21 protein-coding genes are annotated in these 24,801 nt (G+C 55.1%); 10 read left to right on the top strand and 11 right to left on the bottom strand.

Going from position 1 to position 24,801, the window contains the following annotated elements; all coding sequences use genetic code 11:
• Positions 1-11: 11 nt before the first annotated feature.
• Positions 12-1,247 carry a lytic murein transglycosylase gene (locus AC2FJB_RS11060; protein ID WP_496718492.1) on the bottom strand — a complete coding sequence of 412 codons (1,236 nt, stop codon included), beginning with the start codon at positions 1,245-1,247 and terminating at the stop codon, positions 12-14.
• A 187-nt stretch (positions 1,248-1,434) separates the two neighbouring features.
• Between AC2FJB_RS11060 and AC2FJB_RS11055 the strand changes: the two genes are divergently transcribed.
• Genes AC2FJB_RS11055 through AC2FJB_RS11030 form a run of 6 tightly spaced genes read left to right on the top strand, consistent with a single transcriptional unit; the run spans position 1,435 to position 7,967 of the window.
• Positions 1,435-2,394 (top strand): cytochrome ubiquinol oxidase subunit II family protein, encoded by a 960-nt coding sequence (locus tag AC2FJB_RS11055; protein WP_496718433.1) that lies wholly within the window; start codon positions 1,435-1,437, stop codon positions 2,392-2,394.
• Complete coding sequence (locus AC2FJB_RS11050; RefSeq protein WP_496718434.1) at positions 2,391-4,481, top strand: cbb3-type cytochrome c oxidase subunit I; 2,091 nt, start codon at positions 2,391-2,393, stop codon at positions 4,479-4,481. Before AC2FJB_RS11055 ends, AC2FJB_RS11050 begins: the two co-directional genes overlap by 4 nt.
• Positions 4,478-5,110: a cytochrome c oxidase subunit 3 gene (locus AC2FJB_RS11045; protein ID WP_299897301.1), complete on the top strand. Its 633-nt coding sequence runs from the start codon at positions 4,478-4,480 to the stop codon at positions 5,108-5,110. The genes AC2FJB_RS11050 and AC2FJB_RS11045 overlap by 4 nt, the downstream gene beginning before the upstream one ends.
• Complete coding sequence (locus tag AC2FJB_RS11040) at positions 5,103-5,429, top strand: cytochrome o ubiquinol oxidase subunit IV (protein ID WP_254683856.1); 327 nt, start codon at positions 5,103-5,105, stop codon at positions 5,427-5,429. The genes AC2FJB_RS11045 and AC2FJB_RS11040 overlap by 8 nt, the downstream gene beginning before the upstream one ends.
• A 34-nt stretch (positions 5,430-5,463) precedes the next feature.
• Entirely contained in the window at positions 5,464-6,447 is a 984-nt protein-coding gene (locus AC2FJB_RS11035; RefSeq protein ID WP_496672822.1) for an HlyD family secretion protein, read from the top strand.
• Positions 6,444-7,967, top strand: coding sequence for a DHA2 family efflux MFS transporter permease subunit (locus AC2FJB_RS11030; protein WP_496718436.1), 1,524 nt, complete (start codon positions 6,444-6,446; stop codon positions 7,965-7,967). Before AC2FJB_RS11035 ends, AC2FJB_RS11030 begins: the two co-directional genes overlap by 4 nt.
• Here AC2FJB_RS11030 and crcB read toward each other — a convergent pair.
• A complete protein-coding gene (gene crcB, locus AC2FJB_RS11025; protein WP_496718437.1) occupies positions 7,964-8,326 on the bottom strand; it encodes a fluoride efflux transporter CrcB in 363 nt (120 codons plus the stop codon). The two genes, AC2FJB_RS11030 and crcB, sit on opposite strands and share 4 nt — an antisense overlap.
• On the bottom strand, positions 8,323-8,691 hold the full coding sequence (locus AC2FJB_RS11020; RefSeq protein ID WP_496672829.1) for a fluoride efflux transporter FluC: 369 nt from the start codon (positions 8,689-8,691) through the stop codon (positions 8,323-8,325). Before AC2FJB_RS11020 ends, crcB begins: the two co-directional genes overlap by 4 nt.
• Before the next feature lie 249 nt (positions 8,692-8,940).
• On the opposite strand from AC2FJB_RS11020, the gene AC2FJB_RS11015 reads away from it, so the two are divergent.
• Complete coding sequence (locus AC2FJB_RS11015; RefSeq protein WP_496718439.1) at positions 8,941-10,521, top strand: FMN-binding glutamate synthase family protein; 1,581 nt, start codon at positions 8,941-8,943, stop codon at positions 10,519-10,521.
• Between the two features lie 86 nt (positions 10,522-10,607).
• Here AC2FJB_RS11015 and AC2FJB_RS11010 read toward each other — a convergent pair whose 3' ends face one another.
• Genes AC2FJB_RS11010 through AC2FJB_RS10995 form a run of 4 tightly spaced genes read right to left on the bottom strand, consistent with a single transcriptional unit; the run spans position 10,608 to position 14,524 of the window.
• Positions 10,608-11,264 carry an ABC-type transport auxiliary lipoprotein family protein gene (locus tag AC2FJB_RS11010; RefSeq protein ID WP_117873719.1) on the bottom strand — a complete coding sequence of 219 codons (657 nt, stop codon included), beginning with the start codon at positions 11,262-11,264 and terminating at the stop codon, positions 10,608-10,610.
• Positions 11,261-12,577, bottom strand: coding sequence for an MlaD family protein (locus AC2FJB_RS11005; protein WP_496718440.1), 1,317 nt, complete (start codon positions 12,575-12,577; stop codon positions 11,261-11,263). Before AC2FJB_RS11005 ends, AC2FJB_RS11010 begins: the two co-directional genes overlap by 4 nt.
• Before the next feature lie 5 nt (positions 12,578-12,582).
• The gene (locus tag AC2FJB_RS11000) at positions 12,583-13,398 is read right to left on the bottom strand and encodes an ABC transporter ATP-binding protein (protein WP_496718441.1); all 816 of its coding nucleotides are present in this window, start codon (positions 13,396-13,398) and stop codon (positions 12,583-12,585) included.
• A 1-nt stretch (position 13,399) separates the two neighbouring features.
• Positions 13,400-14,524, bottom strand: a complete 1,125-nt coding sequence (locus tag AC2FJB_RS10995; RefSeq protein WP_117874086.1) for an ABC transporter permease — start codon at positions 14,522-14,524, stop codon at positions 13,400-13,402.
• Between the two features lie 261 nt (positions 14,525-14,785).
• On the opposite strand from AC2FJB_RS10995, the gene AC2FJB_RS10990 reads away from it, so the two are divergent.
• The 3 genes from AC2FJB_RS10990 to AC2FJB_RS10980 all read left to right on the top strand — a co-directional run bounded on the left by AC2FJB_RS10990 (position 14,786) and on the right by AC2FJB_RS10980 (position 19,043).
• Positions 14,786-16,318 (top strand): alkaline phosphatase family protein, encoded by a 1,533-nt coding sequence (locus tag AC2FJB_RS10990; protein ID WP_496718493.1) that lies wholly within the window; start codon positions 14,786-14,788, stop codon positions 16,316-16,318.
• Positions 16,319-16,446: 128 nt separating this feature from the next.
• The gene (locus AC2FJB_RS10985) at positions 16,447-18,342 is read left to right on the top strand and encodes a PAS-domain containing protein (protein WP_496718442.1); all 1,896 of its coding nucleotides are present in this window, start codon (positions 16,447-16,449) and stop codon (positions 18,340-18,342) included.
• Entirely contained in the window at positions 18,342-19,043 is a 702-nt protein-coding gene (locus AC2FJB_RS10980) for a response regulator transcription factor (protein ID WP_496718444.1), read from the top strand. Before AC2FJB_RS10985 ends, AC2FJB_RS10980 begins: the two co-directional genes overlap by 1 nt.
• A gap of 142 nt (positions 19,044-19,185) precedes the next feature.
• Here the strand turns inward: AC2FJB_RS10980 and AC2FJB_RS10975 are convergent, their stop codons facing one another.
• The 4 genes from AC2FJB_RS10975 to AC2FJB_RS10960 are packed head-to-tail and all read right to left on the bottom strand — an operon-like array spanning position 19,186 to position 24,787.
• Positions 19,186-20,496 carry an HlyD family type I secretion periplasmic adaptor subunit gene (locus tag AC2FJB_RS10975; protein ID WP_496718445.1) on the bottom strand — a complete coding sequence of 437 codons (1,311 nt, stop codon included), beginning with the start codon at positions 20,494-20,496 and terminating at the stop codon, positions 19,186-19,188.
• Positions 20,480-22,627 (bottom strand): type I secretion system permease/ATPase, encoded by a 2,148-nt coding sequence (locus AC2FJB_RS10970; protein WP_496718447.1) that lies wholly within the window; start codon positions 22,625-22,627, stop codon positions 20,480-20,482. The genes AC2FJB_RS10975 and AC2FJB_RS10970 overlap by 17 nt, the downstream gene beginning before the upstream one ends.
• Positions 22,624-23,967, bottom strand: a complete 1,344-nt coding sequence (locus AC2FJB_RS10965; protein WP_496718448.1) for a TolC family protein — start codon at positions 23,965-23,967, stop codon at positions 22,624-22,626. The genes AC2FJB_RS10970 and AC2FJB_RS10965 overlap by 4 nt, the downstream gene beginning before the upstream one ends.
• Positions 23,954-24,787 carry a SapC family protein gene (locus AC2FJB_RS10960; RefSeq protein ID WP_496718449.1) on the bottom strand — a complete coding sequence of 278 codons (834 nt, stop codon included), beginning with the start codon at positions 24,785-24,787 and terminating at the stop codon, positions 23,954-23,956. The genes AC2FJB_RS10965 and AC2FJB_RS10960 overlap by 14 nt, the downstream gene beginning before the upstream one ends.
• Positions 24,788-24,801: the final 14 nt, after the last annotated feature.

Raw genomic sequence — 24,801 nt, 5'->3', positions numbered from 1 at the left:
TCTGGTTTGCCTCACGGGGCCAAGCTTGTTTTCATCGGCGCGTCCGGAAAACAGGTCGGTGCGATCCCCAGGTTCTCTTGCCATCGACCTATCGAACGACGTGTTTTGTAACCCGGTAGCCCATCAACCCCTCCGACATCATGCCCTTGTTTTTCCAGCGCCTCCTGCATTTTGGCGATATCGGATCTGTACAGCCCGCCGACCTTCCCCCAGGAGTCACTGAAATCGCCCATACCGTATTGAATACGGTCGCCAATATGGCCGACAAACAAGGCATACAGGTCGCTTTTGTTGTATTCCTTGAGAACGTAGAAGTTTGGCGTAACAAGAAAAGCCGGACCATGTCGTCCAGCGGGCATCATCAAATACCCGTCACCACGTAACTCATGGGCTGGAAAGGGTTTGCCCGAGACGCGACGTATCCCCATCTCAACCCATTCCTGAATAGGTCGCCCTTGATCGGGGCCTTCTAAAGCGCATGAGACATTATTGGGCACGAAAACCTCGAATCCCCAGTCCCGTTCAGAAACCCAGGCGTGTTTCATGAGGTAGTTTCCGATTGAAGCTATCGTATCTTCAGGTGACCCCCAAATATCAGCCGCACCATCACCGTTGCCGTCAGCAGCATACGACAAGTAGTTGGACGGCATGAATTGAGGCTGGCCCAAAGCGCCAGCCCAACTGCTTTTCATTTGCCGCGCGGGCTGGTGCCCTGCTTCCGCGATTTGCAGGGCAGCAACAAGCTCAGCGGTGAAATAGTCTGCACGGGTACTCATGAAAGCCTTGGTCGACAGTACCCTGAAAGCATCATGCCGGATCGGAACCTGTCCGTATCCGCTCTCTCTTCCCCAGATCGCCAGAACAATGCGGGCAGGAACGCCGGTTTCGGCTTCGACCGCCGCCAGAGTTGCGGCATGGCGCTGTGCCATTTTCCGTCCTGCCGATGTTGCGCCTTGTACCGACCCCGGATTGAAATAGCGACCGGGTGAGCCAAACTCGGCCTGTTTCTGGACCTTGGGAGTTTTGCGTGCGCTACCTGGCGGCACCAGATCCGGCAAGTTCCACTCAAGGGTCACGCCAGAGAGGGCTGCTTGCATTGTCTCGCGTGTCACACCCTTGGCCTCTGCCCGGGGCCAAATGGTTTCCTGCAACCACAACTGAAACTGGCGTTCGATCGCCGCACGATCCTGTGCCAGCGTGGGCTGACAAAGGAGGATTAATCCCAAAGAGAAAAACAGAATACGCATCATTGTTTTGTCTGTCCCGGCTGGGAATGCAAGTCAACGGGAACATACCGCGCATCCCTGGACCCGTTACACCCGAAATTGAATTGGGGACTGACCCGGACAATTTGTGGTTTGGAAAAACTCTTGAGAAAATTCACACACTTGCCGATAGTCGAATGGAAATTGTTTGAGGAAAGGGTAGTCTGTTATGGCACAAGTCAATATGCCCAGCCCAATCCCTCTGCTCATGGTGGCCGTGATCCTGTTGGTGTCGATGTCGCAAACGGTGGCGGCCAGCGACAGTTTCATGGATCCGCAAGGGCCCATTGCCGCCATCCAGAAAACGCATCTGCTGCGGGCGACCGCATTGATCATGGTGGCCGTTGTCCCTGTTCTGGTATTGGTGCCGCTGATCGCACTCCGATATCGCCGGCGAAAAAACAGCAGTGCAGCTTATCGTCCGGAATGGGATTTTTCGGCAAAGTTGGAATTCCTCATGTGGGGCGTGCCTGTTTTGATTGTGGCACTGCTTTCGTTCTACCTTTGGAAGGCCACCCATCGGCTTGATCCGTACTCGACGGCTTTTGGTGAAGATCCGGCCTTGCGTGTGCAGGTTGTCGGACTGGATTGGAAGTGGCTGTTCATCTACCCCGATCTTGGCATCGCCAGTGTGGGCGAATTTGGGATTCCCACCAAACGACAGGTGGCGATGACACTGACCACCGATACCGTGATGCAGTCTTTCATGATCCCGGCACTGGCCGGCCAGATTTACGCGATGCCGGGCATGACCACCCAACTGCATCTGGTCGCAGACGCGCCCGAAGTCATGCAGGGCGAGAACACGCAGTACAACGGGCGGGGCTTTACCAAACAGAAATTTCGCACCGTAGCGATGCACAATGATGAGTTCGAAGCATGGGTCCAAAAAGTTCGTGACAATGGTATCCAACTAAACCCTGCAACTTATCAGACGCTTGCGATGCGGACAGACAGGGATGAGGTTCAGGCTGTGCTGGGCACTGCAAAGATGCCGAAGGATGCGTTGTACTTCACAATGGAAGAGGATTTGTTTCACAGCATTCTGCACCGTTATCACGGGGGCGAAGCAGTTCTGGTGGATCAACAGCCGGGAACGGCGTCATTCGGGCTGGAGGCGCAGAAATGACTTCACCGGGTACAGGGTTCTTTGGCCGCCTCAACTGGGATGCGCTTCCGGTCACAGGGTTGATCCAGAACCCGAACGCAAATGAGATCGTTGCCAACGCCGCTGCCGCAATCGTCTTGGTTGGCGTTGTCGTCGTTGTCGGCCTGCTCAGCTGGTTTCGGTTGTGGACGCCCCTTTGGCGCGATTGGCTGACCAGTGTCGATCACAAGAAGATTGGGATCATGTATGTCGTCTTCGCCATCGTGATGTTGGCGCGTGGCGTGTTGGAGGGCGTCGTCATGCGCGCGCAGCAAGCCGCCGGACCAGGCGATGGCTTCCTGGAGGCTGAACACTTCGCCGAGTTGTTCAGTACCCATGGCACGATCATGATTTTCTTTGTCGCGGTGCCCTTTGTCTTTGGCATCGCGAACTACGTAGTTCCGCTGATGATCGGCGCGAGGGACGTGGCGTTTCCTCGGTTGAACCAGATCAGCCTGGGCCTGACAGTGTCCTCTGGCATGATGCTTATGGTTTCGCTGGTGGTGGGTCGGTTCTCGACCGGTGGCTGGACGGCCTACCCGCCGTATACCGGTGCAGCCTTCAATCCGGGCGTTGGGCCGGACTATTGGATTTGGGCGATCGTTGTTTCGGGTGTTGGCACAACGCTCACCGGGATCAATTTCGCTGTTACGATCTACAAGATGCGCGCGCCGGGAATGACGTTCATGCGGCTGCCGATGTATTGCTGGACCATCATATGCAGTTCGATCCTGATCGTCTTTGCCATGCCGCCCTTGGGCGTTGCGGCTCTGTTGTTGGCCGCTGATCGCTATCTGGATTTCCACTTTTTCACCAACGACCTCGGCGGCAACATGATGAATTATGCCAATCTGTTCTGGCTGTTCGGACACCCCGAAGTCTACCTGCTGGTTCTGCCTGCTTACGGTATCTACTCCGAAGTTTTTGCGACCTTTTCGGCCAAGCGGCTCTACGGCTACAATTCGCTTGTCATCGCTACGATGTCGATAGCGGTTCTGTCGTTTACGGTCTGGCTGCACCACTTTTTCACCATGGGGCAGAGCGCCCTGATCAACGCTGTATTTGGTATTGCAACGATGCTGATCGCCATTCCGACCGGTGTAAAAGTCTATGACTGGATGGCGACTCTATGGCGGGGGCGCATCCGGTTCTCGGTGCCGATGTTGTATGGCTTGGCGTTTTTGATGTTGTTCGTGATCGGAGGCCTGAGCGGGGTGATCCTGGCCAATCCGACTGTGGATTATCAGGTGCACAATACGCTGTTTCTGGTGGCCCACTTCCACAACGTACTGTTGCCGGGGGTGCTGTTTGGTCTTTTGGCAGCCTATAACTACTGGTTCCCCAAGGCGTTTGGCTTTCGTCTAAACGAGTTCTGGGGCCGCGTCACGGTTGCCCTCTGGACCGTAGGGTTTTTGCTGACCTTCATGCCGCTCTATTTCGTCGGACTCATGGGGATGCCGCGCCGTTCTTTCAGTTACGATGACCCATCCTTCCATCCTTTCATGATAGTGGCGATCGTTGGGGCGCTGGTGATTACCTGCGCGTTGTTCTCGGTTCTGATCCAACTTTGGGTCAGTATCCGCGACCGCGAAAAGACCCGCGTTCCAGTTGGGGATCCATGGGATGGGCGCACGTTGGAATGGTCAATCCCGTCGCCGCCGCCTCCGTACAACTTTGCGATCATTCCAACCGTTACGGATCGGGATGATTTTGCGGCAGCAAAGGACAAGGGTGCAGCCTACCCAACGCCTGACGCTTATGAAGATATCGAATTGCCGCGCAATACAGGCATTGGCTTTGTCCTGTGTGTTCTGAGCGGCGTCTGGATGTTCGCGCTGGTCTGGTGGATCTGGTGGATGGCAGCATTGATGACGGTTCTGATGATCTTGGTGGTGATCGTCTGGACGTTCGATGACAGCACCGAGCTGACCATACCAGCGGAAGAAGTGCGCAAGGATCACAAAGCCTGGCTTGCACGGGTTCACGGCGAAAAAGCGGTGGATCGCGATTTCGAGACGTCTCCGGAGAATCGCGGCCTCGCCCGCCCCGATCTGGAGGTGATCACATGAAGCGTGCGCCCACCCACAGCTACCCAGGGATCAATCTGGGGGAACGCCACGCGAGTGCTCATAAGGCGACCGAGGTTGTCACCTTCGGGTTCTGGGTCTTTTTGATGAGTGACCTGGTCTATTTCGGCTTGATGTTTGCGACTTACATCACGATGATCGATGCGCAGGCCGGTGGTCCCGGCCCGCATGAGCTGTTTGATCTCAAAAGCGTCTTTGCGCAGACGCTTATCCTGTTGACGAGCAGCCTGACGGTTGGCCTTGCCATGCTGGCGCTGAAATACAATCTGCCGCGCGGTCGCATTGTTTTGTGGTTTGGCGTCACGCTTTTACTGGGGATCAGTTTCCTGGTGCTTGAGGTGCGTGATTTCATGGCCATGGCGGAAAAAGGAGGCATTCCGCAGCGCAGCGGTTTCTTGTCGGCCTTCTTTGGGCTCGTTCCTCTGCATGGTGTGCACGTCGCCGCAGGATGCTTGTGGCTGATCGTTCTGGGTATCCAACTGCGCGTGAAAGGGATGACGGATGTTGTTATCTCCCGCGTGGTGCGGTTGGCACTGTTCTGGCATTTTCTCGACCTGATCTGGATCGGGATCATCACCATCGTTTATTTCGGAGGTCTGACCTATGGATAAGCGCTCTGAAATGCACCGTCGCGAGCGTCGGCGCTATGTGATCGGATACGGTGGTTCGCTTTTGCTGACGGTGGCAATGTTTGGCGCAGCCTACCTGTTTGGGATCGAAACAACCGGTGTTTACCTGACCATTGGATTGCTAGGTCTGGCCCAACTTGTTCTGCAGCTTGTTTATTTCCTGCACATCGATCGTCGGCGCAGCAGCCGGGAAGACCTGCACCTGGTCCTGTTTTCAACCATGGTTTTGTTGATCATGATCCTTGGAACGGTCTGGGTGTTGGGAAATCTGGCAATAAGAATGCACATGCATGTGATGTGATGCTCATGGGTCGTGTGCAGAGAGGGATACGAAAATGAAGCCACTCAAAATCGCAGCCGTGGCTTTGATACTTGCAGCAATTGCAGTCGGTCTTGTTCTGTTCTGGAGGCACGAAGAGCGGTACCCGTCCACTAAGGATGCATATCTGGGCGCGAACATCATCTATGTCGCTGCGCAGGTGACAGGGCAGGTGGCAGATGTACATGTGATCGAAAACCAGCCCATGAAAAACGGCGATCTGCTTTTCACGATCGACGACACTCAATTCAAGGCTTCGGTGGATGCAGCCAAAGCCAATCTGGATAGTGCGATACAACAGGCCAAATCCTATTCCACACAGATTGCTGCGGCTGAGGCTTCGGTGGACAGCGCCCAATCGGCCTACGATACTGCATTGAAGAGTTTTGAACGTGCGAAGGCATTGTTTGCATCAGGCGATGTCGCACAGGCATCGCTTGATCAGACGGCATCGGAATTCGCGCAAGCCTCTGCAAGGTTGACGACCAGCCAGTCCAGCCTGTTGGCACTGAAAAGCGGGTTGCAGGCGAAACAGGATGATATCCTGTCTGCGCGGGCGCAGCTTGAAATAGCGGAAACCAACCTTGCCTGGACCAAGATCCATGCTGCGGCCGACGGATGGATCGCCAATCTGACCCTTCGCCCCGGATCCTCGGTGTCCGCCAACGCTCCGCAATTTTCGATTGTCGAATCGTCCGATTGGTGGGTGGACGCGAACTTCAAAGAAACCGCATTGGCGCGCATTCGTCCGGGGCAGCCGGTCACGATACGTGTCGATATGCTCCCGGGGACGACGCTTACAGGTAAGGTGGCGTCAATCGGGCGAGGGTCCGGGGACACGTTTTCCTTGTTGCCCTCGGAAAACGCGAGTGGGAATTGGGTCAAGGTCACCCGGCGATTTCCGGTTCGGATCGAGCTTGACCCGACCGATGCGCCCTTGCGTGTCGGAGGCAGCAGCAAAGTTGTCGTAGATACAACAGGTCCGGTGGACGGCAAATGACCCCTGCGGCGTCCGGCCATGTGAACATGGTGATCGTGATCGCCGTTGTTCTCAGCGCCATTCTGGAAGTCTTGGACAGTACGATTGTCAATGTGGCGTTGCCGCATATCCAGGCCGCATTCGGGGCGACGACCGATCAGGCGACATGGATTCTGACCAGCTATATCGTTTCCGCGGTGGTCATCATGCCGTTGACAGGGTTCGTCGCCCGACGCGTGGGCCGACGACGGTTGATCCTGACGGCGGTGACTGGTTTTGCCGTCATGTCGATGATGTGCGGCATGTCCTGGAGCCTTGAGGTCATCGTTGCCTTTCGGCTGGCTCAGGGCATGTTCGGCGCTTTCCTGATCCCTTTGTCACAGTCAATTCTGTTTGATGCCTTCCCGCGGGAAAAGCGCGGACAGGCAATGGCCATCTTCGGTCTGGGCGTCGTGGTGGCGCCGGTTCTGGGGCCAACAGTTGGTGCAATCCTGACCGAATATTTTTCCTGGCGGATGGTCTTCTTCGTCAATCTTCCCGTGGCGGCCCTTGCACTGCTCCTGCTGGCCGGAGAATTGCCGGAAGACAAAACCGAGGAGGTCCAGATCGATTGGAAAGGCCTTGCTCTGCTGGCTCTTGGAATCGGGTGCCTCCAATTCGTTCTGGATCAAGGCGAGACACTGGACTGGATGTCGTCCCGCGTCATCCAGGTGGCCGTGATCGCAGCAATTCTCGGGGCGTTTGGATTCACTTTTCACGCGTTGACCTCTCGCAATTCGGTTGTGGACCTGCGTCTGTTCGCAGATCGAAACTTTGCCCTTTGCAATCTGATCATCGCGGGTTTTGCCGTGTCTCTGTTCGGGGGCATCGCGATTTTGCCGACGCTTGTTCAAAGCCTGCTGGATTTCCCTGTCATCGCGTCGGGCCATCTGTTCATTCCGCGTGGCCTGACCGCAGGGCTGTCCATGGTTCTGACCGGCGCAGTGCTGGTAAACCGCTTTGATCCGCGCCTGCTGGCGGGCATCGGTCTGTTGCTGACGGCGGTCGGGAATTTCATGATGGGGGCCATCAACCTCAATGCCGGTTTTTGGGAGCTCGCGTGGCCGGGGGCCGTCAGCGGCCTCGGTATGGGTCTTGTGTTCGTGCCCATGTCGATACTGGCTTTCGAGAGCATCAGTAAAGGCCGGCAGGACGAAGCCTCTGGTCTGTTCAACGTGACAAGGCAATTGGGATCGTCGGTTGGCATCTCGCTGGTCGGCACATGGGTTGTACGCGGGTTGCAGACCAATACGGCGGTGCTCAGCCAGAATGTGACGCCTTATAACCCCGCGGCCCAGGCGTATCTGAGCCCGCTTGGCCTTGCGCCAGACAGCGCTGAAGGTGCTGCCATTCTGGGCCAGGAAATCATGAAGCAGGCCGAGATGATTTCCTATTTGACCGTATTCAACAATCTGGGTCTGCTTGCCTTGGCGACAATTCTATTGCTTTTCTTTTGTCGCGCTCCGAAGCCCGGGTCACATGTTGCCGCTCATGTGCATTAGCGCGTCAAGGTCAGCCCAAGCCACAGGGCGAACCAGCACAGCGCCAGGCTGATCAGGATATTGCCAGCTGCCAGAACCAGAGTGCGCTCGCGCCGAAGTTCAAGAGATTGGTAGGCAAAGCTGGAGAACGTGGTAAACCCACCGCAAAAACCAAATACCAGCCGTCTTTGGTCTTCGGGGATGTCGACAGGGCCGCCCAGATAGCCAATCCAGAGCCCAAGCAGCAGGCTGCCTACTACATTCACGATCAGCGTTGAAAAGGGCAAATCGTGCCGCACTTTCAAAGCCAGCCAATGACGTAGGACCGCCCCCATGCCTCCTCCCAGTGCGAACATCGCATGAAGATAGAGATCATTCATGACGGTGACCTTTCGGAATGAAAATGGTTGCCCAGCTTTTCTCCGACCAGCGCAGCGCCAATGCCGAAAGCGATTTCCAACCCGACGGCAACAGGGACGGCCCACAGATCACCTTCGGCAATGCGTTCCAGATCAGCTACAAAAGATGAAAAGGTGGATAACCCACCACAAAACCCGACTGCGCCCAAATGCAGCACATGAGCGTGCACCTTGTGACGTATTGAATACAGCCATCCCAAGACAAAACAGGCCGTCACGTTGATGCCGAAAGTCGACGTGAGGAAACTGAGGCCGGGGATTTCCAGTGCGAATACTTCGCGCAACAACGATCCCAGCGCCCCTCCGGCAAAGACAGCGAGAAACATAAGGCTCTTTCGGTCGCGCCGGGGTTGGGAATGCGTCTTTGTCAAGTGTGTGCCTGTCGTCTTCTGGTATGCGTGGCATATCCACTGGCGACACCCTGTTCAACTGTTGAGAGGCCGTAACGCGTTTTCACGTTTTCGTCTTTGAGCGGATAAATTCTCTCAAAAGCTTGCAATTAAAAATCAATCTGTTTCACGTTGGGTGCTGTTGGAACGCGCAACGGCCGGTCGGAAATACGAGGAGACAGGAACATGATTGTACGCAGGATCTACTATTTTCTGAGCTATGTCTGCCTGCCACTTGTGTTGCTTTTGGGTTTTTTCTGGCCCCCTGCTCACTGGCTTTTGATCCTTTTGGTGCCCTACGCGGTCATTGGTCTTTATGACATTTTGACAACCAAGCACAATGTGCTGAACAACTATCCGGTTCTGGGGCATTTCCGTTATATGCTGGAATTTGTCAGTCCGGAAATTCGACAGTATTTCGTTGAAACCAATGAAAGCGGTCGACCTTACAACCGGATCGTTCGGGGGCTAGTTTATTCCCGCGCAAAGGGCCAGATGGACACGCAGGCCTTCGGGACCCAATACGACATTAACGAGGTTGGTTATCACCGCGCAAATCATTCACTTGCGCCCAAACACGTAGACGAAAGTGAACTCCGCGTGATGCTGGGGGGACCGCAATGCACACAACCTTACAGTGCCTCGCGCCTCAATGTTTCGGCCATGAGTTTCGGTGCGCTGAGCGCCAACGCCATCCGCGCGCTGAATGGCGGGGCAAAGGACGGAGGGTTCGCCCACAACACCGGTGAAGGTGGATTGTCTCCTCACCATCTGGCCGAAGGCGGCGACATCATTTGGCAGATTGGGACGGGCTATTTTGGATGCCGTACGCCTGAAGGCGGATTTGACAAGGACAAGTTCGCCGACAAGGCCACAAAGGATGTGGTCAAGGCGATTGAGATCAAATTGTCCCAAGGTGCCAAGCCAGCGCATGGTGGAGTTCTGCCGGCTGCCAAGGTCGATGCTGAGATTGCCGAAATCCGTGGGGTGCCCGAGCATCAGGATGTGATTTCCCCTCCAACACACAGTGCATTTGAAGGGCCCTCGGGGTTGATGCACTTTGTTCAACATCTGCGCGAAATGTCTGGTGGCAAACCAGTCGGCTTCAAATTGTGTATTGGCAACCCGTCCGAGTTCATGTCGATTTGCAAGGCAATGCTCGAGACAGGTATACTGCCGGACTTCATCACTATTGATGGATCAGAAGGGGGTACGGGCGCGGCCCCAGTCGAGTTCACCAACCGTCTGGGCATGCCCCTGAACGAGGCGCTGATTTTCGCAAACAATTGCCTGCGTGGCGTTGGGCTGCGTGACAAGATCCGGATCATTTGTGCGGGCAAAGTGGCGACCGGATACGACATAGTCGAGAAATTCGCGCTTGGTGCGGATATGTGCAACGCCGCGCGGGCGATGATGTTTGCGGTTGGCTGCATTCAGGCCTTGCATTGTAACACGAACCGTTGCCCGTCAGGGGTCGCCACCCAGGACACAGTTCGGGGGCGCGCGGTGAACATCCCGCAAAAGCGGCAGCGCGTTCACCGGTATCACGACGCTACACTGGAAAGCTTCCGTGAACTCTTGGGTGCGATGGGGAAGGAAAAAGTGTCCGAACTGCATCCACGCGACATTCTACGTCGTACGGCGGACGAGCATGAGCGCACCTATGGCGAACTTTACACCTATTTGGAGGATGGTGCGTTGCTGGCGGATGTTGTTCCCGAGGAATTCGCGGCGGATTGGAAACGCGCTTCGGCATCTCTTTTCTGAGGCGGGATCCGGAACAAAAAACCGTTTACCCAGAACACGTGTGGGCGAACTGCGCCCGCGCGCACCGTTTTGACATGTGGCTTAGCTTAACTGGGGTTCGATCTGGGATTGTTGGCCACATGCGTGTTGATCCTGCGAATGCTCCATTCAACGGCATCCCGCATCGCGCGCCCCAGGGCTAAATCAAACGCCTTGATCAGATCTGATGTCTGGTCGCTTGCGGCAACGACATTTTCCTGAAACGAATTCGAAGCGATGATCTTGTCGTCGTATTCATCAATGACCTTTATGTTCATGCGTACTTCGATACGGATTTTGTCTCCGTTCTCGGGGTCCGCGACAACAATGCCCTGAAACTCGCGCAGGTCCGGTGCGATCACATAATCAGCGCGCAATCCAACCGTTGACCGGCCAACGGCAGCGACTTTGCCAGAGTTCTCAAAGCTCTCGATCAACAGCGTCTGAACGATCAGAGGTGCGCGATCCACCCAACGCGCCCGTGGCAAATACTGAACCTGAAACGGGGTGGGCTGAATGGCGATCTGATCCGTGTTCACAGCGGCGGTTGCTGTTGGTTCTTCAACAACGATCTGTTTCTGTATTCGCGGCAGCGCCGACGAAAACGTGCTTTTGGGTGTCAACAGATACAGATCGTTAGGTTTCGCGGCTTGTTTCAAAGTGCCCAATCCGGCACATCCACCGACCAATGCAAACGTCAGTATTGCAATTGCAGGCTTGATCATTGACGGAACTCCGATGCTTGGGTGCCCAGCAGAAACCGCGCAGGATCACGTTCGACTTTGTCCACCAGACGGTCGAGGCTGATCACAAGACGTTGGGATTCTTCGACGAAGCGGATAAATTGCGGCAGACCAACCCGCAGGAAATCCGAAACCTGGCGGCGGTTGGTCTGAACGATGCCGTCAATTGTTCCCAGCAGCTCTGACGCAGAATTCGATGCGCTCAGGACATCGTCCGAAATTTGATCGATCTTATCTGTGATGTTCGAGACTGTTTCGGTTACCTGGTTGGCTGCCTTTCGGATATCTTCCGCAACGGGTGCCACATCTTCTTCCATGACGCGATTGGCTGAATCAAAGGCTGTTTCTGCCGAAGACAGCGCGCCTTTGGCTGTGTCCATTGCAGTAGTTATCGAACCAAGTGTCGTGTTGGCGTTCAACACGGTTTCATTCACAATTCCAAGTGTGACACTGCCCTCATCCGACAAGACGGTCAACCGTTCGGCCAGTTGCGATCCGCGCTCGATGAAAGGTTGAATGTCTTGCTGCAGGATGCGGTCTGCTGTCTCGATCGTCGTTTTCGCTTCGTCCAGCGCGGTCTTGGCTGACTCGGACGCGGACTTAACTGAATTGAGCGTCTCCGTGCCGGTCTTGAGGGTCGTCTCGGCCGTTTCGATCAGAGGGTCCAGACGTTTTGAAAACTCTCCAATATCTCGGGCTGCGCTGCCTATGTCGCTGGCCACGGAGTCAAAGCTTGTCAAAGTCTTGTCCAGCCGGCTGGTTGCAGAGGCAAGGTTATCCAGAATGCCGCTCACGGCTTGCCGGTTCTTGTCGTCAACGACCTTGTTCAGGTTTTCCAGAAGTGTAACGGCCTCGTCCAGCACCTTCGGTGCGCCTTCAAACAAAGACTGGATGGTGCTGCGCTTGCTTTTGATCACGCCGTCCTGCGGCAATCTTTTGGCGGTCGGTGACCCGCCGGTAAGTTCGATGTAACCTACGCCGGTTACGCCCAACGATTGAAGCTGGGCGATCGTTTCTTCGGTGATCGGAATATCTGCATCCACTTCTATACGCACCCGAACCTTGGACGGATCGTCCTTGTCCAGGTTCAAAGAAAGCACCTGCCCAACAGGAAGGCCGTTGAAATTTACCCCACCCGCCGCCGAAAGCCCCGAGACGTTATCGAATAATACGTCGTAATAAGCGTATTGCCGGGTCACTTCGAATTTCGCCAACCACAGGAAAAAGCCGAAAACGCCCAACAGCCCCGCAAGGGTGAACGCGCCGATCAGGATGTAATTTGCTTTGGTTTCCATCGCCTTTACCTGTCCTGACCCTTCTGTTGCGCCGCGCGGGCTCGGGGGCCTGTGAAATATTCCTGCACCCAAGGATGGTCCACTTTGGTCATGTCCTCAATCGGACCTTCAACCAGCACGCGTTTTTCTGCAAGCACTGCAATGCGGTCGCAGATGGCGTAAAGGCTGTCCAGATCGTGAGTGACCATGAAAACCGTCAACCCAAGTGCCTGCTGCAATTCGCGGATCAGTTCATCATATGCAGCCGCGCCAATCGGGTCCAACCCGGCAGTCGGTTCATCCAGAAAAACGATCTCGGGATCGAGCGCCAGTGCCCGTGCCAGCGCGGCGCGCTTTCGCATTCCGCCCGACAGTTCCGATGGAAACTTGCCGCAACTCAGCTGGGGTAGACCCACGAGGCTGATCTTCAACGCGCCCAGCGATTCCATCAGCTTTTCACTAATGCCCGTGTGTTCTCGCAGTGGGGCCATCACGTTTTGCAATACGGTCAGCGATGAAAACAGCGCACCATCCTGAAAGGCTACGCCCCAGTGCCGTTCTATCCTGCGGCGATCTTCTTCGGGGCCGTTCAGGACATCGACGCCCAGCACTTCTATACTGCCCGCCGCAGGTTTGTTCAGACCCACAATTGTACGAAGTAAAACGGATTTTCCGGTTCCGGACCCGCCAACAATACCAAGAACCTCGCCACGCCAGACATCAAGGTTCAGGTCGTCATGAACCACCTGTGTTCCGAATTGGTTCCTGAGACCGCGAACACGGATCACGGCGTCACGCTGCGCTGTGGTGTGTGCGGCCTTGTGTTGGATGCCATCGTTCATGTCAGATTCCGATTTCTGAAAAGAAAATCGAAAACAATGCGTCGATTGCAATCACCATGAAAATGGATTGCACGACCGAAGCTGTCGTACGCTGCCCGACACTCTGGGCAGACCCTTTTACCTGCATGGCCTGCCAGCAGGCTATAACCCCGATGACCAATGCAAAGAACGGTGCCTTGATTAAACCAACTGCAAGTTGCCAGACATCGGTGTTTTCTTTCAAACGAGTGACAAACATGCCCGGGCTTACGCCCAGATCGATCCAGCTCATAAGGGCCCCGCCGAACAGGCCGGCAACATCTGCGACAAAGCCAAGAATGGGCAGCATTATCAACAACGCCAAAACACGTGGAACGACCAGAACCTCGATCGGGTCAAGACCCAGCGTCCGCATGGCGTCAATCTCTTCCTGTACTTTCATCGAACCAATCGAGGCCGTAAATGCGGAACCCGAGCGGCCGGCAACGATAATGGCGGTCAGCAAAATTCCCAGCTCTCGCAGAATAGAGATCGAGATCAATTCGACCACAAAGATTTCTGCCCCGAACTGTTTCAGCTGTGTCGCACCCTGAAAGGCCAGCACGACACCGATCAGAAAACCCATCAGGGCCACGATGGGAAGGGCTTTGACCCCAGTTTCCTGCATATGCGTCACCAATGCCGCTTTTCGCAGGCGCCACGGCATGACCAGGGACCGAAACAAGCGGTGCAAGGTAAGGCCCAGAAATTCGAGGATCGATAGAGTATCCTTCCAGGCTCCGAATGTGCCCTGACCCACATGAGCGACCCAGTCCAGAAATCCACGAGGTTCCTCGAGCTTTCCGGGTTTGTCCGGGATACTGCGGGTTACAGTGTCTATCAGCGCCGCATGTGCGGGTTTCACACCGTGAAACTCCAGTGTGGCACCGTTTGACGTGAACCTCCGGCCAAGGTCTGCAACCAGCCAGGCTCCGCCCGTATCCAGTGCTTCGACGCCGGACAGATCAAAAACGACCTTGCCCCCGAAAGGTTGGACTGCAGCAAAATCACGCTCCACAGTTTGCAGGGATTGGGTGACCAACTCACCAGAAATGCGCACTTGATTGCCGCTGGCGTCGCGCTCTGATGTTATCGTTGGCTGCGTCATGGTGCCATGTGAAGTAAAACACTCAATGCCCGCAATGACTTTGTGCCATTTGGCCTGGTTTTTGCTGCGAAGGATGGCCTTGGCGTCACGCCGGGTCGTGAGTAGGAATACTCGAAACTTGAAATGGGAGCGTTGTTTTTCTCGGGTCAAATCAGACTGGAAGAGAAAACGCAGGACTGTTCGACTAATCGGTTGCGCGAAGATCGGAAGCGGGACACATTCCGCAGCGGAACCCAGGGTGCGAATTTCGGAGAAGTCGGTATGCATCACGCCAAGAACGTTCTGTTCATCATCATCGACCAATTGAGGGCAGATTGCCTGAGCGGCGCTCTGGCCGATAACGTAAAACTACCGAACCTGCGGGCCTTCATGGATGAGGCTGTGACCTTTACGCGCCATTTCTCTGTCACCAATCCCTGTGGACCATCCCGAGCATCGATTTTGACCGGCCAATACGCGATGAACCATCGTTCCGTGCGAAATGGTACGCCGCTGCGTCATGACACTCCGAACATTGCTACGGAAATGCGAAAGGCGGGTTATATGCCGATGCTGTTCGGGTACACAGATACGTCTGCCGACCCCCGAGTCCATGATCTCAACGATCCCGTGCTCAAATCTTATGAGCAATCGATGAACGGGTTCCTTGAAGTTGTCGAAATGCGCCTGGAAGAGTCATATCCCTGGCAATCATATTTGATGAAAAATGGCTACACGTTCGAGACATATTGGGATGTCTACAAGCCTGTCTCTCCGGATGGTCAGGTTCCCAAGTTGAACGACCCGGCCATGTATCGGGCTGAACACAGCGACACGGCCTTCCTGACCGATGCGTTTCTGGACGGGATTGCACCTTATCGTGGCCAGGGATGGTTTGCTCATCTGACTTACATCCGTCCGCATCCACCTTTGGTCGCACCTGCTCCGTATAACGACATGTACGATCCGACGGATATCCCGCTGCCGCAGCGCTTGCCGAGTGAAACCGCTGAAAAGGCGCTTCATCCTTTTTTCGGGCCAAAGCTGGATTCTTATACCGCAAATAAGTTTGTTCATGGCTTCGATGATGTTGAGCCAACAGATGAAAACGTTCGCACTTTGCGAGCTGTTTATCTGGGATTGGCGACTGAGGTCGATCACCATATCGGGCGCGTTGTTCAGTATCTCAAGGACAGTGGGCAATACGACGATACCATGTTGGTCATAACGGCTGATCATGGCGAAATGCTGGGCGATAGGTACAGCTGGGGCAAAATGACTGTGTACGATGCGGCCTATCACACTCCGCTTATGATCCGCGTGCCGGGGAACGAGGCAAGGGCCGGCGCAAAAGTCACCGTGCCTACCGAATCCGTTGACGTGACACCGACAATCCTTGATTGGATTGGGCAGACTGCCCCTAACGCCATGGATGGCCGCTCTTTGCTGCCCTTGTTGCATGGCGACGTCCCCGATGACTGGCGCAGCTATTCCTTCAGCGAGCTGGATTTCTCCGAACCCGAAGAACCGACCGTCTGGCAACAGCGGTTGGGAACGGGAAACAGCGATTCATGTCTGGGAATATTGCGGGACGAACGATTCACGTTGATCGAATTTGCAGCTGACCTCCCGCCGATCCTGTTTGATCATCAGGGCCGGGGAGAATTCGAAAATCTTGCGGAAAACCCCGAGTTTTCGGCTGATCTTGCCCGATTGGGCAGACAGATGCTGCGCCACCGGATGCGAAACATGGATCATACCTTGTCGTTGCACTCCATCACCTCCGAAGGCGCGAAGTCCCGTTCCAGGTATTAGGATCACTGCACGCTTTCGTCCTCTTTTCTGTTGGATAAGGCAAATTGCTTTGGACATTTTGTCGTTCATCAATTCCACTACCGGCGCATGAATTCTGATGGTACCCATGGGTTGTGGAGAGGACCAACTTGGACATCACCGAACAGCGCATAAAGGCGATGACGACTGCCGGGCTGAACCTCATCGGTCAGGCGCTTTCGATCTATGACAGTAAGCTGAAACTGGTGCTGAGCAATCGTCGGTTCAAGGAAATGTTCGACCTGCCGGATGAACTGGTCGAACGCGGAGCCTTGTTTCGGGATACCATCCATTTTCTCGCCAGCCGTGGGGAATACGGTGACGAAGAAAGAGTGGAGGAAATGGTCAACCTGCGTGTAGAGCAGGCTTTGGCGTTTGAGCCTCATTATATGGAACGAGTACGACCCAACGGGCAAGTTATCTCGATTGAAGGCGCGCCACTGCCGCAGGGCGGATGGGTTGCGGTCTACACCGACATAACCGGCACCCGGCGTGCAGAAAACCTGCTGCGGGCGCGATCGGAAGAATTGTCGGAACAATTGCTCGGCCACGCCGAAGAACTGTCTGCAACCAACCGAAAGCTTGCGGCCACGATCACTGCATTGGAAGAGGCCAAACGCGAGCTGACCGAGATCGAAGCCCGCACACGCATGATGACTGAAATGATGCCGGCTCATATCGCGCATTTGGATAGCACTGGTCGATATGATTACTCCAACCGCCGTTTGAGCGCTGTCTTGCCCGGACGTCCGTCCGAAATTTTGGGGCTTCACATATCTGAAGCGCTTGGCGCCGCCGCGTTTCAGAGGGTCGAAACGCATCTGGCAAAAGCATATGACGGAGAAACCTCCGTATTCGAGTTCAACGAGGATCAGGATTCCCGCCGCATCCGGGTTTCATTCACTCCGGATGACGCCGGAGGCGTGTATGTGATGTCGGTTGACATCACCGAAGAAACGCAGGCGCGCGTTGTCTTGCAGCAAACACGCCGACGGGCGATGGCCGCCCAAATGACCAGTGGGTTGGCACACGACTTCTCCAATTTGCTGACGATCATCCTTGGGATGCAGTCCAAACTGAACAAAATGGACCTGTCGGATGAGGCGCACGAGCTTGTTGCCGCGACTCAGCAAACCGCGCGTCGGGGTGGGCAATTGCTGAACCGGATCGCGGACATGACCGGGAACCGTACGCCACAGCCTCAGGCCACGGATATGAGGGCACTTTTGGAAGACCTGAGAATTTTGGCCTCGCCTTCTTTACCGCGCGGCGTCGGTTTGTCAGTGGTCAACACTTTACCGGACCGGGCTTTGATGCTGGACCCGGGAATGGTACAGGATGCATTGCTGAATCTGGTGCTGAATGCGCGGGACGCCTGCGGCAGTTCGGGCCAGATTACAATCAGCGCGCATACTATCGGAGAAATTTGGATTGAAGTCACCGTATCAGACACTGGCCCGGGCTTTACACCAGAGGCGCTGGAAAAGGCGTTGAATCCTTTCTTTACCACCAAGGGAAGCGACGGGTCGGGGCTGGGTCTCCCCATGGTGTATGACACTGTGAAGCTCGCCGGTGGCGATTTGCATCTCAAAAACACGCCATCAGGCGCGTCCGTTGTTTTGCGGCTTCCATTTCGACCTGCTCCGCCCGTGCAGAACGGTTTGGTACTTCTGGTTGAAGACAGTGAAGATCTGCGGGGTCAGTTTCGGGATATGCTGGTAGAGCTGGGCTTCGCCGTCATCGAGGCCAATTCGGTAGATGAGGCGTTGGCGCTGATAAACAGCGTTGAAGACATTTCTCTTGTTCTATCTGACATTCGTCTGGAAGGAAGTGGGACCGGTCTGGACATATTGCGACAGGTGAAGCCGGGATTGCCATGTATCCTTATGACATCACTGCCCAGTTCGGACCCGTTGTACCGGCGCGCCCTTGCGTTGGCCCCGGTGTTGCGTAAACCGTTTTCGCAGGCTCAATTGTCAGACCTGATCCAAACCGAGGCCGCCTGATGACGCAACCGCTGGTTACCATCCTCGACGACGAACCCGAAGTCCGACGCATCCTGACGGACGCCCTGGAGGATGCCGGTTTCCGAACGCAGAGTTTTTCCCGCGCGCGAGAGTTCGAGGCTGCGCTCAATCGTGTGACGCCTGATGTCTGTCTGGTCGACCTGTCCTTGCCGGACACGGATGGGCTGGCGTTGGTTCATCGTCTGGCGCTGGAACAAGGTGCGGCCGTGATCATTATTTCAGGGCGTGCGCAGGTGCAGGATCGTGTTACAGGATTGGAGCTTGGTGCAGACGACTATATTACAAAACCGTTTGACCCTGCGGAAGTCGTGGCGCGGGTCAGGGCAAGATTAAGAACACCCCGCACTCAGACCTCACATTCGGATACGGCAGAATTCAACGGCTGGACCGCACATTTTGACCGATACGTTCTTGAAAATGAATCAGGTGACGAAACACCGTTCAGCCATGCTGAGGGGGAAGTCCTGCGTCTGTTTCTGGAAAGCCCCAAGCGGCTGATCAGCAGGGGGCAAATGCAAGAGTCCCTGGGCGGTGCAGCCGGAGACAGTTTTGACAGGGCGATGGATGTTCGGATTTCCAGGTTGCGTACCAAGCTGGGAGAGGATCCCAAGAACCCGCGGTTGATCAAGACGATCTATGGAGCAGGGTATATATTCTTGGGTGACGTTGGTTGGAAGTAGGCGCTGATCCAATCGGCCGAAACTTGGTCAGATGAGTTGTTTTCCATATCTGTTTGGTCTCTTCGAGCACTCAATGCTGAAGCTGCTGACAACTTGATACCCGTGTTGGAACTGACTCGTCGAACATAAATCGTCCCTTCGCTTATTCGCGCAACGCCTGATCTTTTATCTTCACAACCGGTTGCAGAATGTAATCCAGCACTGATTTGCGGCCAGACAGGATGTCCACTTCAGCGATCATGCCTGGTATGATTTCGACTGCTATGCCATTGCCATCAAGCATGGTGTTATTGGTTCGGATTTCCACAACAAAGACATCTTCATCATTACGCTCTGATCGTGTGATCGTGTCCGCGCCGATGCGAATGATTTCACCATCCAGTGCCCCGTATCGTGCAAAATCATAAGCCGTGATTTTGACTTTCACAGGCTGACCCGCGTGCAAAAACGCGATGTCCTCAGGCTTTACATAAGCTTCGACAAGCAATGTGTCGTCCAGCGGTACGATTTCAACAAGGTCCTCTCCGCTACGGGCAAGGCCGCCGATAGTTGAGCGATGAATTCGGTTTACAATGCCGCGTACCGGAGACCGAACCTGCGCTCTTGAGGCCCGGTCGCGCAAAGCGGGCAAGGCGGGTTGCAAAGCAGCCAGCTCGGCAGTGGCAAGCGCCAAATCCGTCAGCGCTGCGCTGCGAAACCGGCTTCGCACCGCTTGAATCCGATCGTCGATTTCGTCCAAGCCCGTTTGCAACCTGTTGGTTACAGCTTCTGCCCGAACCTTGCGACCACGCCATTCGGCTTCACTCCGCCGCAACGCAAGCAATGTTGTTGAAGGCTCCATTTGACGCTCGACCAGCGGAGCCATGATCGCCCTCTCTTCGGCCAGGACCAGTAGAGTTTCGTCTGCCGTCACTTGATCGACCAGGCCTTCCTCAAATTCTCTTTGCTTTTGTTGACGCTGACGCTCCAGGATGGCGATTTCTGCCTCCAATTCAGCCCGTCGCCCTTGGTACAGTGCAGTTTCAGATTGTACGAGGGTCAGCGCGCCATTGATCAGTTGGACATCGAACTCCAGTTGTGTCCCATCTATTTCGGACCGAAGACGTTGGATCCGGGCCATAAGTCCGAATGCGCGTTGTTGTTCCTGACTGAGCTGACTGTCAATCTGGGTCGTGTCGAGTTCCATCAGCAATGCACCTTTGTCGACCAATTGACCTTCGCGAACATGCAACGACTGCAATACGCCGGGCTCGGTGGCTTCGATCAACTGAATGTCCCCTGAAGGCACGATTCGGCCGTCCACACGCGTGACATCGTCCAGTTCAGTCAGATACGCCCACAATCCGGCGGCGATCAGGCAGAACAGGATCACCAGCAGCAGCAACGAACTCCGGACAGGAGAGCGCCCCTGCATCTCTCTAGCCAGTGCGGCCAGGTCAGGATGCTGCGACATTCAGGTGCCTCCCTGTCGGACGAACATGTTGTGTCAGTAGGCTCTTAGGACCATCTGCTGCGATTTTCCCGTTTTCAAGGATTATGACTCTGTCAACAAGCTCCAACAGGCTGGTTCTGTGCGTTATGACAACCATGGTTGAGTCCGCAGAGCTTTTTTTCAGACGCTGGATAACTTGGGCTTCGGTTTTGACATCCATCGCGCTTGTTGGTTCATCAAGCAGGAGAACCGGCGGACGGCCGATGAGTGCTCTTGCCAGGGCAATAGCCTGCCGTTGTCCGCCAGAGAGTCCTTCGCCACGTTCCGCGAGTTGAAGATCGTAACCGCCTGGATGGGTGGCCACGAAATCTTCAACCCCGGCGGTGCGGCCTGCTTCGATCAGTTTCTGATCTTTTGGCCGGATTGCGCCACTTGCGATATTGTCCCGGACGGACCCGGAAAAGAGCCATATGTCCTGTAGGATAGATCCGATGTTGCGGCGCAGATCGCCAGGATCGATCTGGCGGATATCAAGGCCGTCGAACGTAACAGATCCAACACGCGGCGCGTACAATCCCAGCATCAGGCGTGCGATGGTGCTTTTTCCACAGCCAATCTGACCCAGGATCGCCACTTTTTCACCCGGTTTGATCGTGAATGAAACGCCTTGCAGGGTATCTTCCCCTCGGTCAGGGTAGGAAAAATACACGTTGTTGAAGGCGATCTCTCCTTTGAAATCGGGCCGGTTGACCCATGTTCGGCCTTGTGGGCGTTCGCTTTCCGCCATCATCAGAGTGTTGAGGTTTCGGTATGCACTTCGGGCTTGGTTAAGCCTTGTCAACGTCTGAGCCAGCTGCCCCAAAGGTGCCAGTGCCCGCCCTGTTAGCATCACCGAGGCAACCAATGCACCCATGCTGGTCTGACCGTCTGTGATCAGAAAAACACCATAAAAAACGATCAGCACCTGAGCGGATTGTTGTGTAAAACCGGTCAGGTTGAGAGCAAATTGTGTAACGGCCCGGCTCTGAGCGCCATGCGAGGATTGCCGTTCTATCGCCTGCTCCCACCGAGAACGCATTTGTCGACCGGCAGCGGTCGTCTTTATCGTTTCGAGACCCGAGACAGCTTCCACGAGTACTGATTGTTTAGATTGCCCATCAGACAGGCTTTTTTCCGCCATGCGAGACAGGATCGGCTGCACCGCCAAACCCGTCAGCAGAACCACAGGCACTGCCAGAGCCGGGACCAATGCCAGTTGCCCGCCGACCAGATAAATCACAAATATGAACAACCCGATGAACGGCAGATCAACGACAGCAACAAGCGTTGCGGACGTGAAGAACTCGCGCAGGGTCTCGAACTCACGAATGGTACTGGTCATAGCGCCAGTAGAACCCAAGCGCGACTTCATCTGGATATTCAGAACTTGGTCGAAAATTCGCCGACCCATGAGCAAGTCGGCTTTTTGCCCGGCCTTGTCGATAAACGCTGCCCGCAGCAATTTTAGCGCGAAGTCAAAAAGAAGCGCCAGAGCCACGCCTGCCGTCAAGGCAATGAGCGATTCGGTTGCCTCATTGGGCAACACACGGTCATAGACGACCATAATGAAAATTGACGTCGATAAGCCGAGAAGGTTTGCCAGCGCCGCAGCGAGCGCGACCTGAATGTAGGTCCATCGATTGGCGGATAGTGCCGCGCGAAACCAATGACCGCGGTAAGGCGCGTTACCAGCGTCCAATTCATCTGTATGATTTCGGCGGAACAAGACTGCGTAACCGGTGTAGGTTTCAGTCAACTGTTCTTCCGAAACTTCACCGATTCCTTCACCAAGATCCGGGTCAAAGACCAGCAAGGCCCCGTTTTTTGCCCGGCCATGATACACAATAGCCTTGTTTTCGACCATCAGCAACAAGGCCGGAGCCAACGTCTCGTCAAATTTCGTAATGCGCCGCTCGCCATATCCCGCCTGTAAACCAGTGTTTTGCGCTACGGCGACGATGTCACGAATTGTCAGATCCCCGTCTGCGCCTGTCTGTGCCGCCTGTATTGTTGCGAGGGTCAGGGGGCGTTCAAGTGTAGTGGCAATATTCAGAAGGCAGGCTTCGAAGCTTGTCAAACGAGGGCGGTCTTGCATTGATTTCAACGTGCTCATTTCTCCTCGCTCCAGTTGCCGGGCGATATGCCGAGCAGATCCAAAATGTCTCCGGTGAGGCTCAGAGCTGCGTAGTTGGTCAGAAAAAAGCTCTGCTCGGCCAGGATCAGGCGTTCTTGCGCATTTACGTAATCGCGCTGAGCGTCCAGGATTTCTATCAGGCTGCGACGCCCAATTGAGAACTGCGCGCGGGATGCTGTAACACTGTCGGCATTGGCGGTCGCCGCAATACGGGCCGCACGCAGTCTTTCCGCTCCTGCTTTTTGATCGGATCGAATAAAGCCCAGTTCCCGCATGATTTCGCGAACCAATTGCTCTCGTGCAAATTCCGCTTCTTTCACTTCCGCTTCAGCTGCTGCGATGGCGGCACGGCGTTGACCAGTACTATCCAACTCGTAGTTGAATGAAAGATCCACGCCAAAATTTGCATCCCGAGTGTCATCTTGGTTGGCAAATGCTGCGACCCGAACGTTCGGTTTACGCCGTGCCTGAGCTGCTGACCACTCGGCTTTGGCCGCCAGCAAGCCAGCGTCAGCCCTGCGTATCTGAGGGCTGTTCATCACAATCTGGGCGTCACTTCTATTCAGCGGAGGAGCGGGCACGGGTGGGGGTAATAAGCCGGGAAAAGTCCCGAACACTTCGCGGAATCGCTCTTCGGCCCGATCAGTTCGTGCTCGTGCATCCGCCAGTCTTGTGCGCGCATCTGCCATTCTGGACTGAGCGGTCAGAACATCTGCATTTGAACCCGCCCCACCCGCTGTACGGTCTGAAATTTGACGTACCAGTTCTTCATGGACCGAGACATTGTCGGCTGCGATACGGAGTATCTTCCTTTGATCAAGGACAAGTACATAGGTCTCAACGGCCGCCAGCGCCGTGGCCGATGCCGTTTGAATCTGATCACCCCGGCTTTCCATAACGCGTGCTCGCGCTGCCGTCAGATCTCCTGATGCGGCCCCACCGTCATAAACCAATTGCGAGATTCTCAGATAAGGTGAAACATCTGCAATATCCGACTCAACCCGTTCAGACCGCGCATTTATCCCCAACGATATCTGCGGAAGAAATGCGCCTTCAGCTGCATCTCGATTGGCTGATGCGACATCCATTCTGGTATCGCTTTGTGCCAGTGTCGGGCTTGTCTCTACCGCCTGGCGCACGCGTTGCCCGAACGCGCTTTGACTAAGTTCTGCCGATGGCTTTGTTGCACCGGCACCGGTGGTCCTGGGTGCAAAGGATACTGCCACAGAAGACAAATCAGGAGGGGGTGTGCAGGCGGACAGCAGTATCGCAAACACAGCGAACGCAACCCAAGATAGCATTGCCTTACTGGAACGCATGGAGACCCTCCTGCCTGCAACGGTCCATGGCTTCTTCTTTCTGTTGCGCCGCAACCAACGCGTCCAAAAACCCTGAAACACCGGTGGTCTTTTGTGTCAGAGAACCATCAGTTACTCGATGCGCGCGGGCATGAGCATGTGCCAGCCAAATACAATGGGTCAGCGAAATCTGATGAGCGTGAATCAGTCGCAAGCCCCCATTCGACGTAAGCAGTGACAAGTGCGCCCGGGGAATTTTCTCCAGAGTGTTCTGCTTGACGCCATAATGCCCGCATGGGACCTCAACCCCCTGGAAGGAGGTAAGCGGACTAAACAATCCCATGTCAGCAAGAACACGACATAGATGAGTTGTGTATCTCATCGACTCTTTCAGAGCGCGAAAGAAAGCTGCGACTTTTTTCAGTTCCGGCGAAAGTTGCCCTGATTTGTCGAAGAATACTTCGTCATCCGGATTGTCAGTGATGAGCCCAGACGTTTCGTCGACAAGCAATTCGTCGCTGCCGTCACCGTCCGGTTCAATCAGTTGGGGCCGGAACGGAGCGCAGCGCAAAGCGGATGGGACGTAAGTCGCAAGCCAATTGCCCTGCGCCGATACAAATGGTGTAGGCGGGTCTGGATGCATGGACAAAACAGCCATTGGGTAATACCCGTATTCAGATTTCCGAAAAATGATTGGAAAAGTGGCTGCGGCCTGAAGAATTTCGGCTTCAACAACGGGGCAATCTGCCATATTTCGCGCGAAATCGAATGAGGTAAACCTCTTCCAGAACCGATGACCATGTCGTCGAATACTGACTGGAGTTAAGCCATTCTGTGCCATAACCACCTCTTGAT

This window comes from Ruegeria sp. CDSC085, assembly GCF_059610465.1.
Note: the sequence above shows the minus strand (reverse complement) of the source record. Positions and strands in the feature narration are given on the sequence as shown.

Coding starts and splice junctions, on each gene's coding strand:
- AC2FJB_RS11060 (WP_496718492.1), bottom strand. CDS start 1,247: ATGCGTATTCTGTTTTTCTCTTTGGGATTAATCCTCCTTTGTCAGCCC.
- AC2FJB_RS11055 (WP_496718433.1), top strand. CDS start 1,435: ATGGCACAAGTCAATATGCCCAGCCCAATCCCTCTGCTCATGGTGGCC.
- AC2FJB_RS11050 (WP_496718434.1), top strand. CDS start 2,391: ATGACTTCACCGGGTACAGGGTTCTTTGGCCGCCTCAACTGGGATGCG.
- AC2FJB_RS11045 (WP_299897301.1), top strand. CDS start 4,478: ATGAAGCGTGCGCCCACCCACAGCTACCCAGGGATCAATCTGGGGGAA.
- AC2FJB_RS11040 (WP_254683856.1), top strand. CDS start 5,103: ATGGATAAGCGCTCTGAAATGCACCGTCGCGAGCGTCGGCGCTATGTG.
- AC2FJB_RS11035 (WP_496672822.1), top strand. CDS start 5,464: ATGAAGCCACTCAAAATCGCAGCCGTGGCTTTGATACTTGCAGCAATT.
- AC2FJB_RS11030 (WP_496718436.1), top strand. CDS start 6,444: ATGACCCCTGCGGCGTCCGGCCATGTGAACATGGTGATCGTGATCGCC.
- crcB (WP_496718437.1), bottom strand. CDS start 8,326: ATGAATGATCTCTATCTTCATGCGATGTTCGCACTGGGAGGAGGCATG.
- AC2FJB_RS11020 (WP_496672829.1), bottom strand. CDS start 8,691: ATGTTTCTCGCTGTCTTTGCCGGAGGGGCGCTGGGATCGTTGTTGCGC.
- AC2FJB_RS11015 (WP_496718439.1), top strand. CDS start 8,941: ATGATTGTACGCAGGATCTACTATTTTCTGAGCTATGTCTGCCTGCCA.
- AC2FJB_RS11010 (WP_117873719.1), bottom strand. CDS start 11,264: ATGATCAAGCCTGCAATTGCAATACTGACGTTTGCATTGGTCGGTGGA.
- AC2FJB_RS11005 (WP_496718440.1), bottom strand. CDS start 12,577: ATGGAAACCAAAGCAAATTACATCCTGATCGGCGCGTTCACCCTTGCG.
- AC2FJB_RS11000 (WP_496718441.1), bottom strand. CDS start 13,398: ATGAACGATGGCATCCAACACAAGGCCGCACACACCACAGCGCAGCGT.
- AC2FJB_RS10995 (WP_117874086.1), bottom strand. CDS start 14,524: ATGACGCAGCCAACGATAACATCAGAGCGCGACGCCAGCGGCAATCAA.
- AC2FJB_RS10990 (WP_496718493.1), top strand. CDS start 14,786: ATGCATCACGCCAAGAACGTTCTGTTCATCATCATCGACCAATTGAGG.
- AC2FJB_RS10980 (WP_496718444.1), top strand. CDS start 18,342: ATGACGCAACCGCTGGTTACCATCCTCGACGACGAACCCGAAGTCCGA.
- AC2FJB_RS10975 (WP_496718445.1), bottom strand. CDS start 20,496: ATGTCGCAGCATCCTGACCTGGCCGCACTGGCTAGAGAGATGCAGGGG.
- AC2FJB_RS10970 (WP_496718447.1), bottom strand. CDS start 22,627: ATGAGCACGTTGAAATCAATGCAAGACCGCCCTCGTTTGACAAGCTTC.
- AC2FJB_RS10965 (WP_496718448.1), bottom strand. CDS start 23,967: ATGCGTTCCAGTAAGGCAATGCTATCTTGGGTTGCGTTCGCTGTGTTT.
- AC2FJB_RS10960 (WP_496718449.1), bottom strand. CDS start 24,787: ATGGCACAGAATGGCTTAACTCCAGTCAGTATTCGACGACATGGTCAT.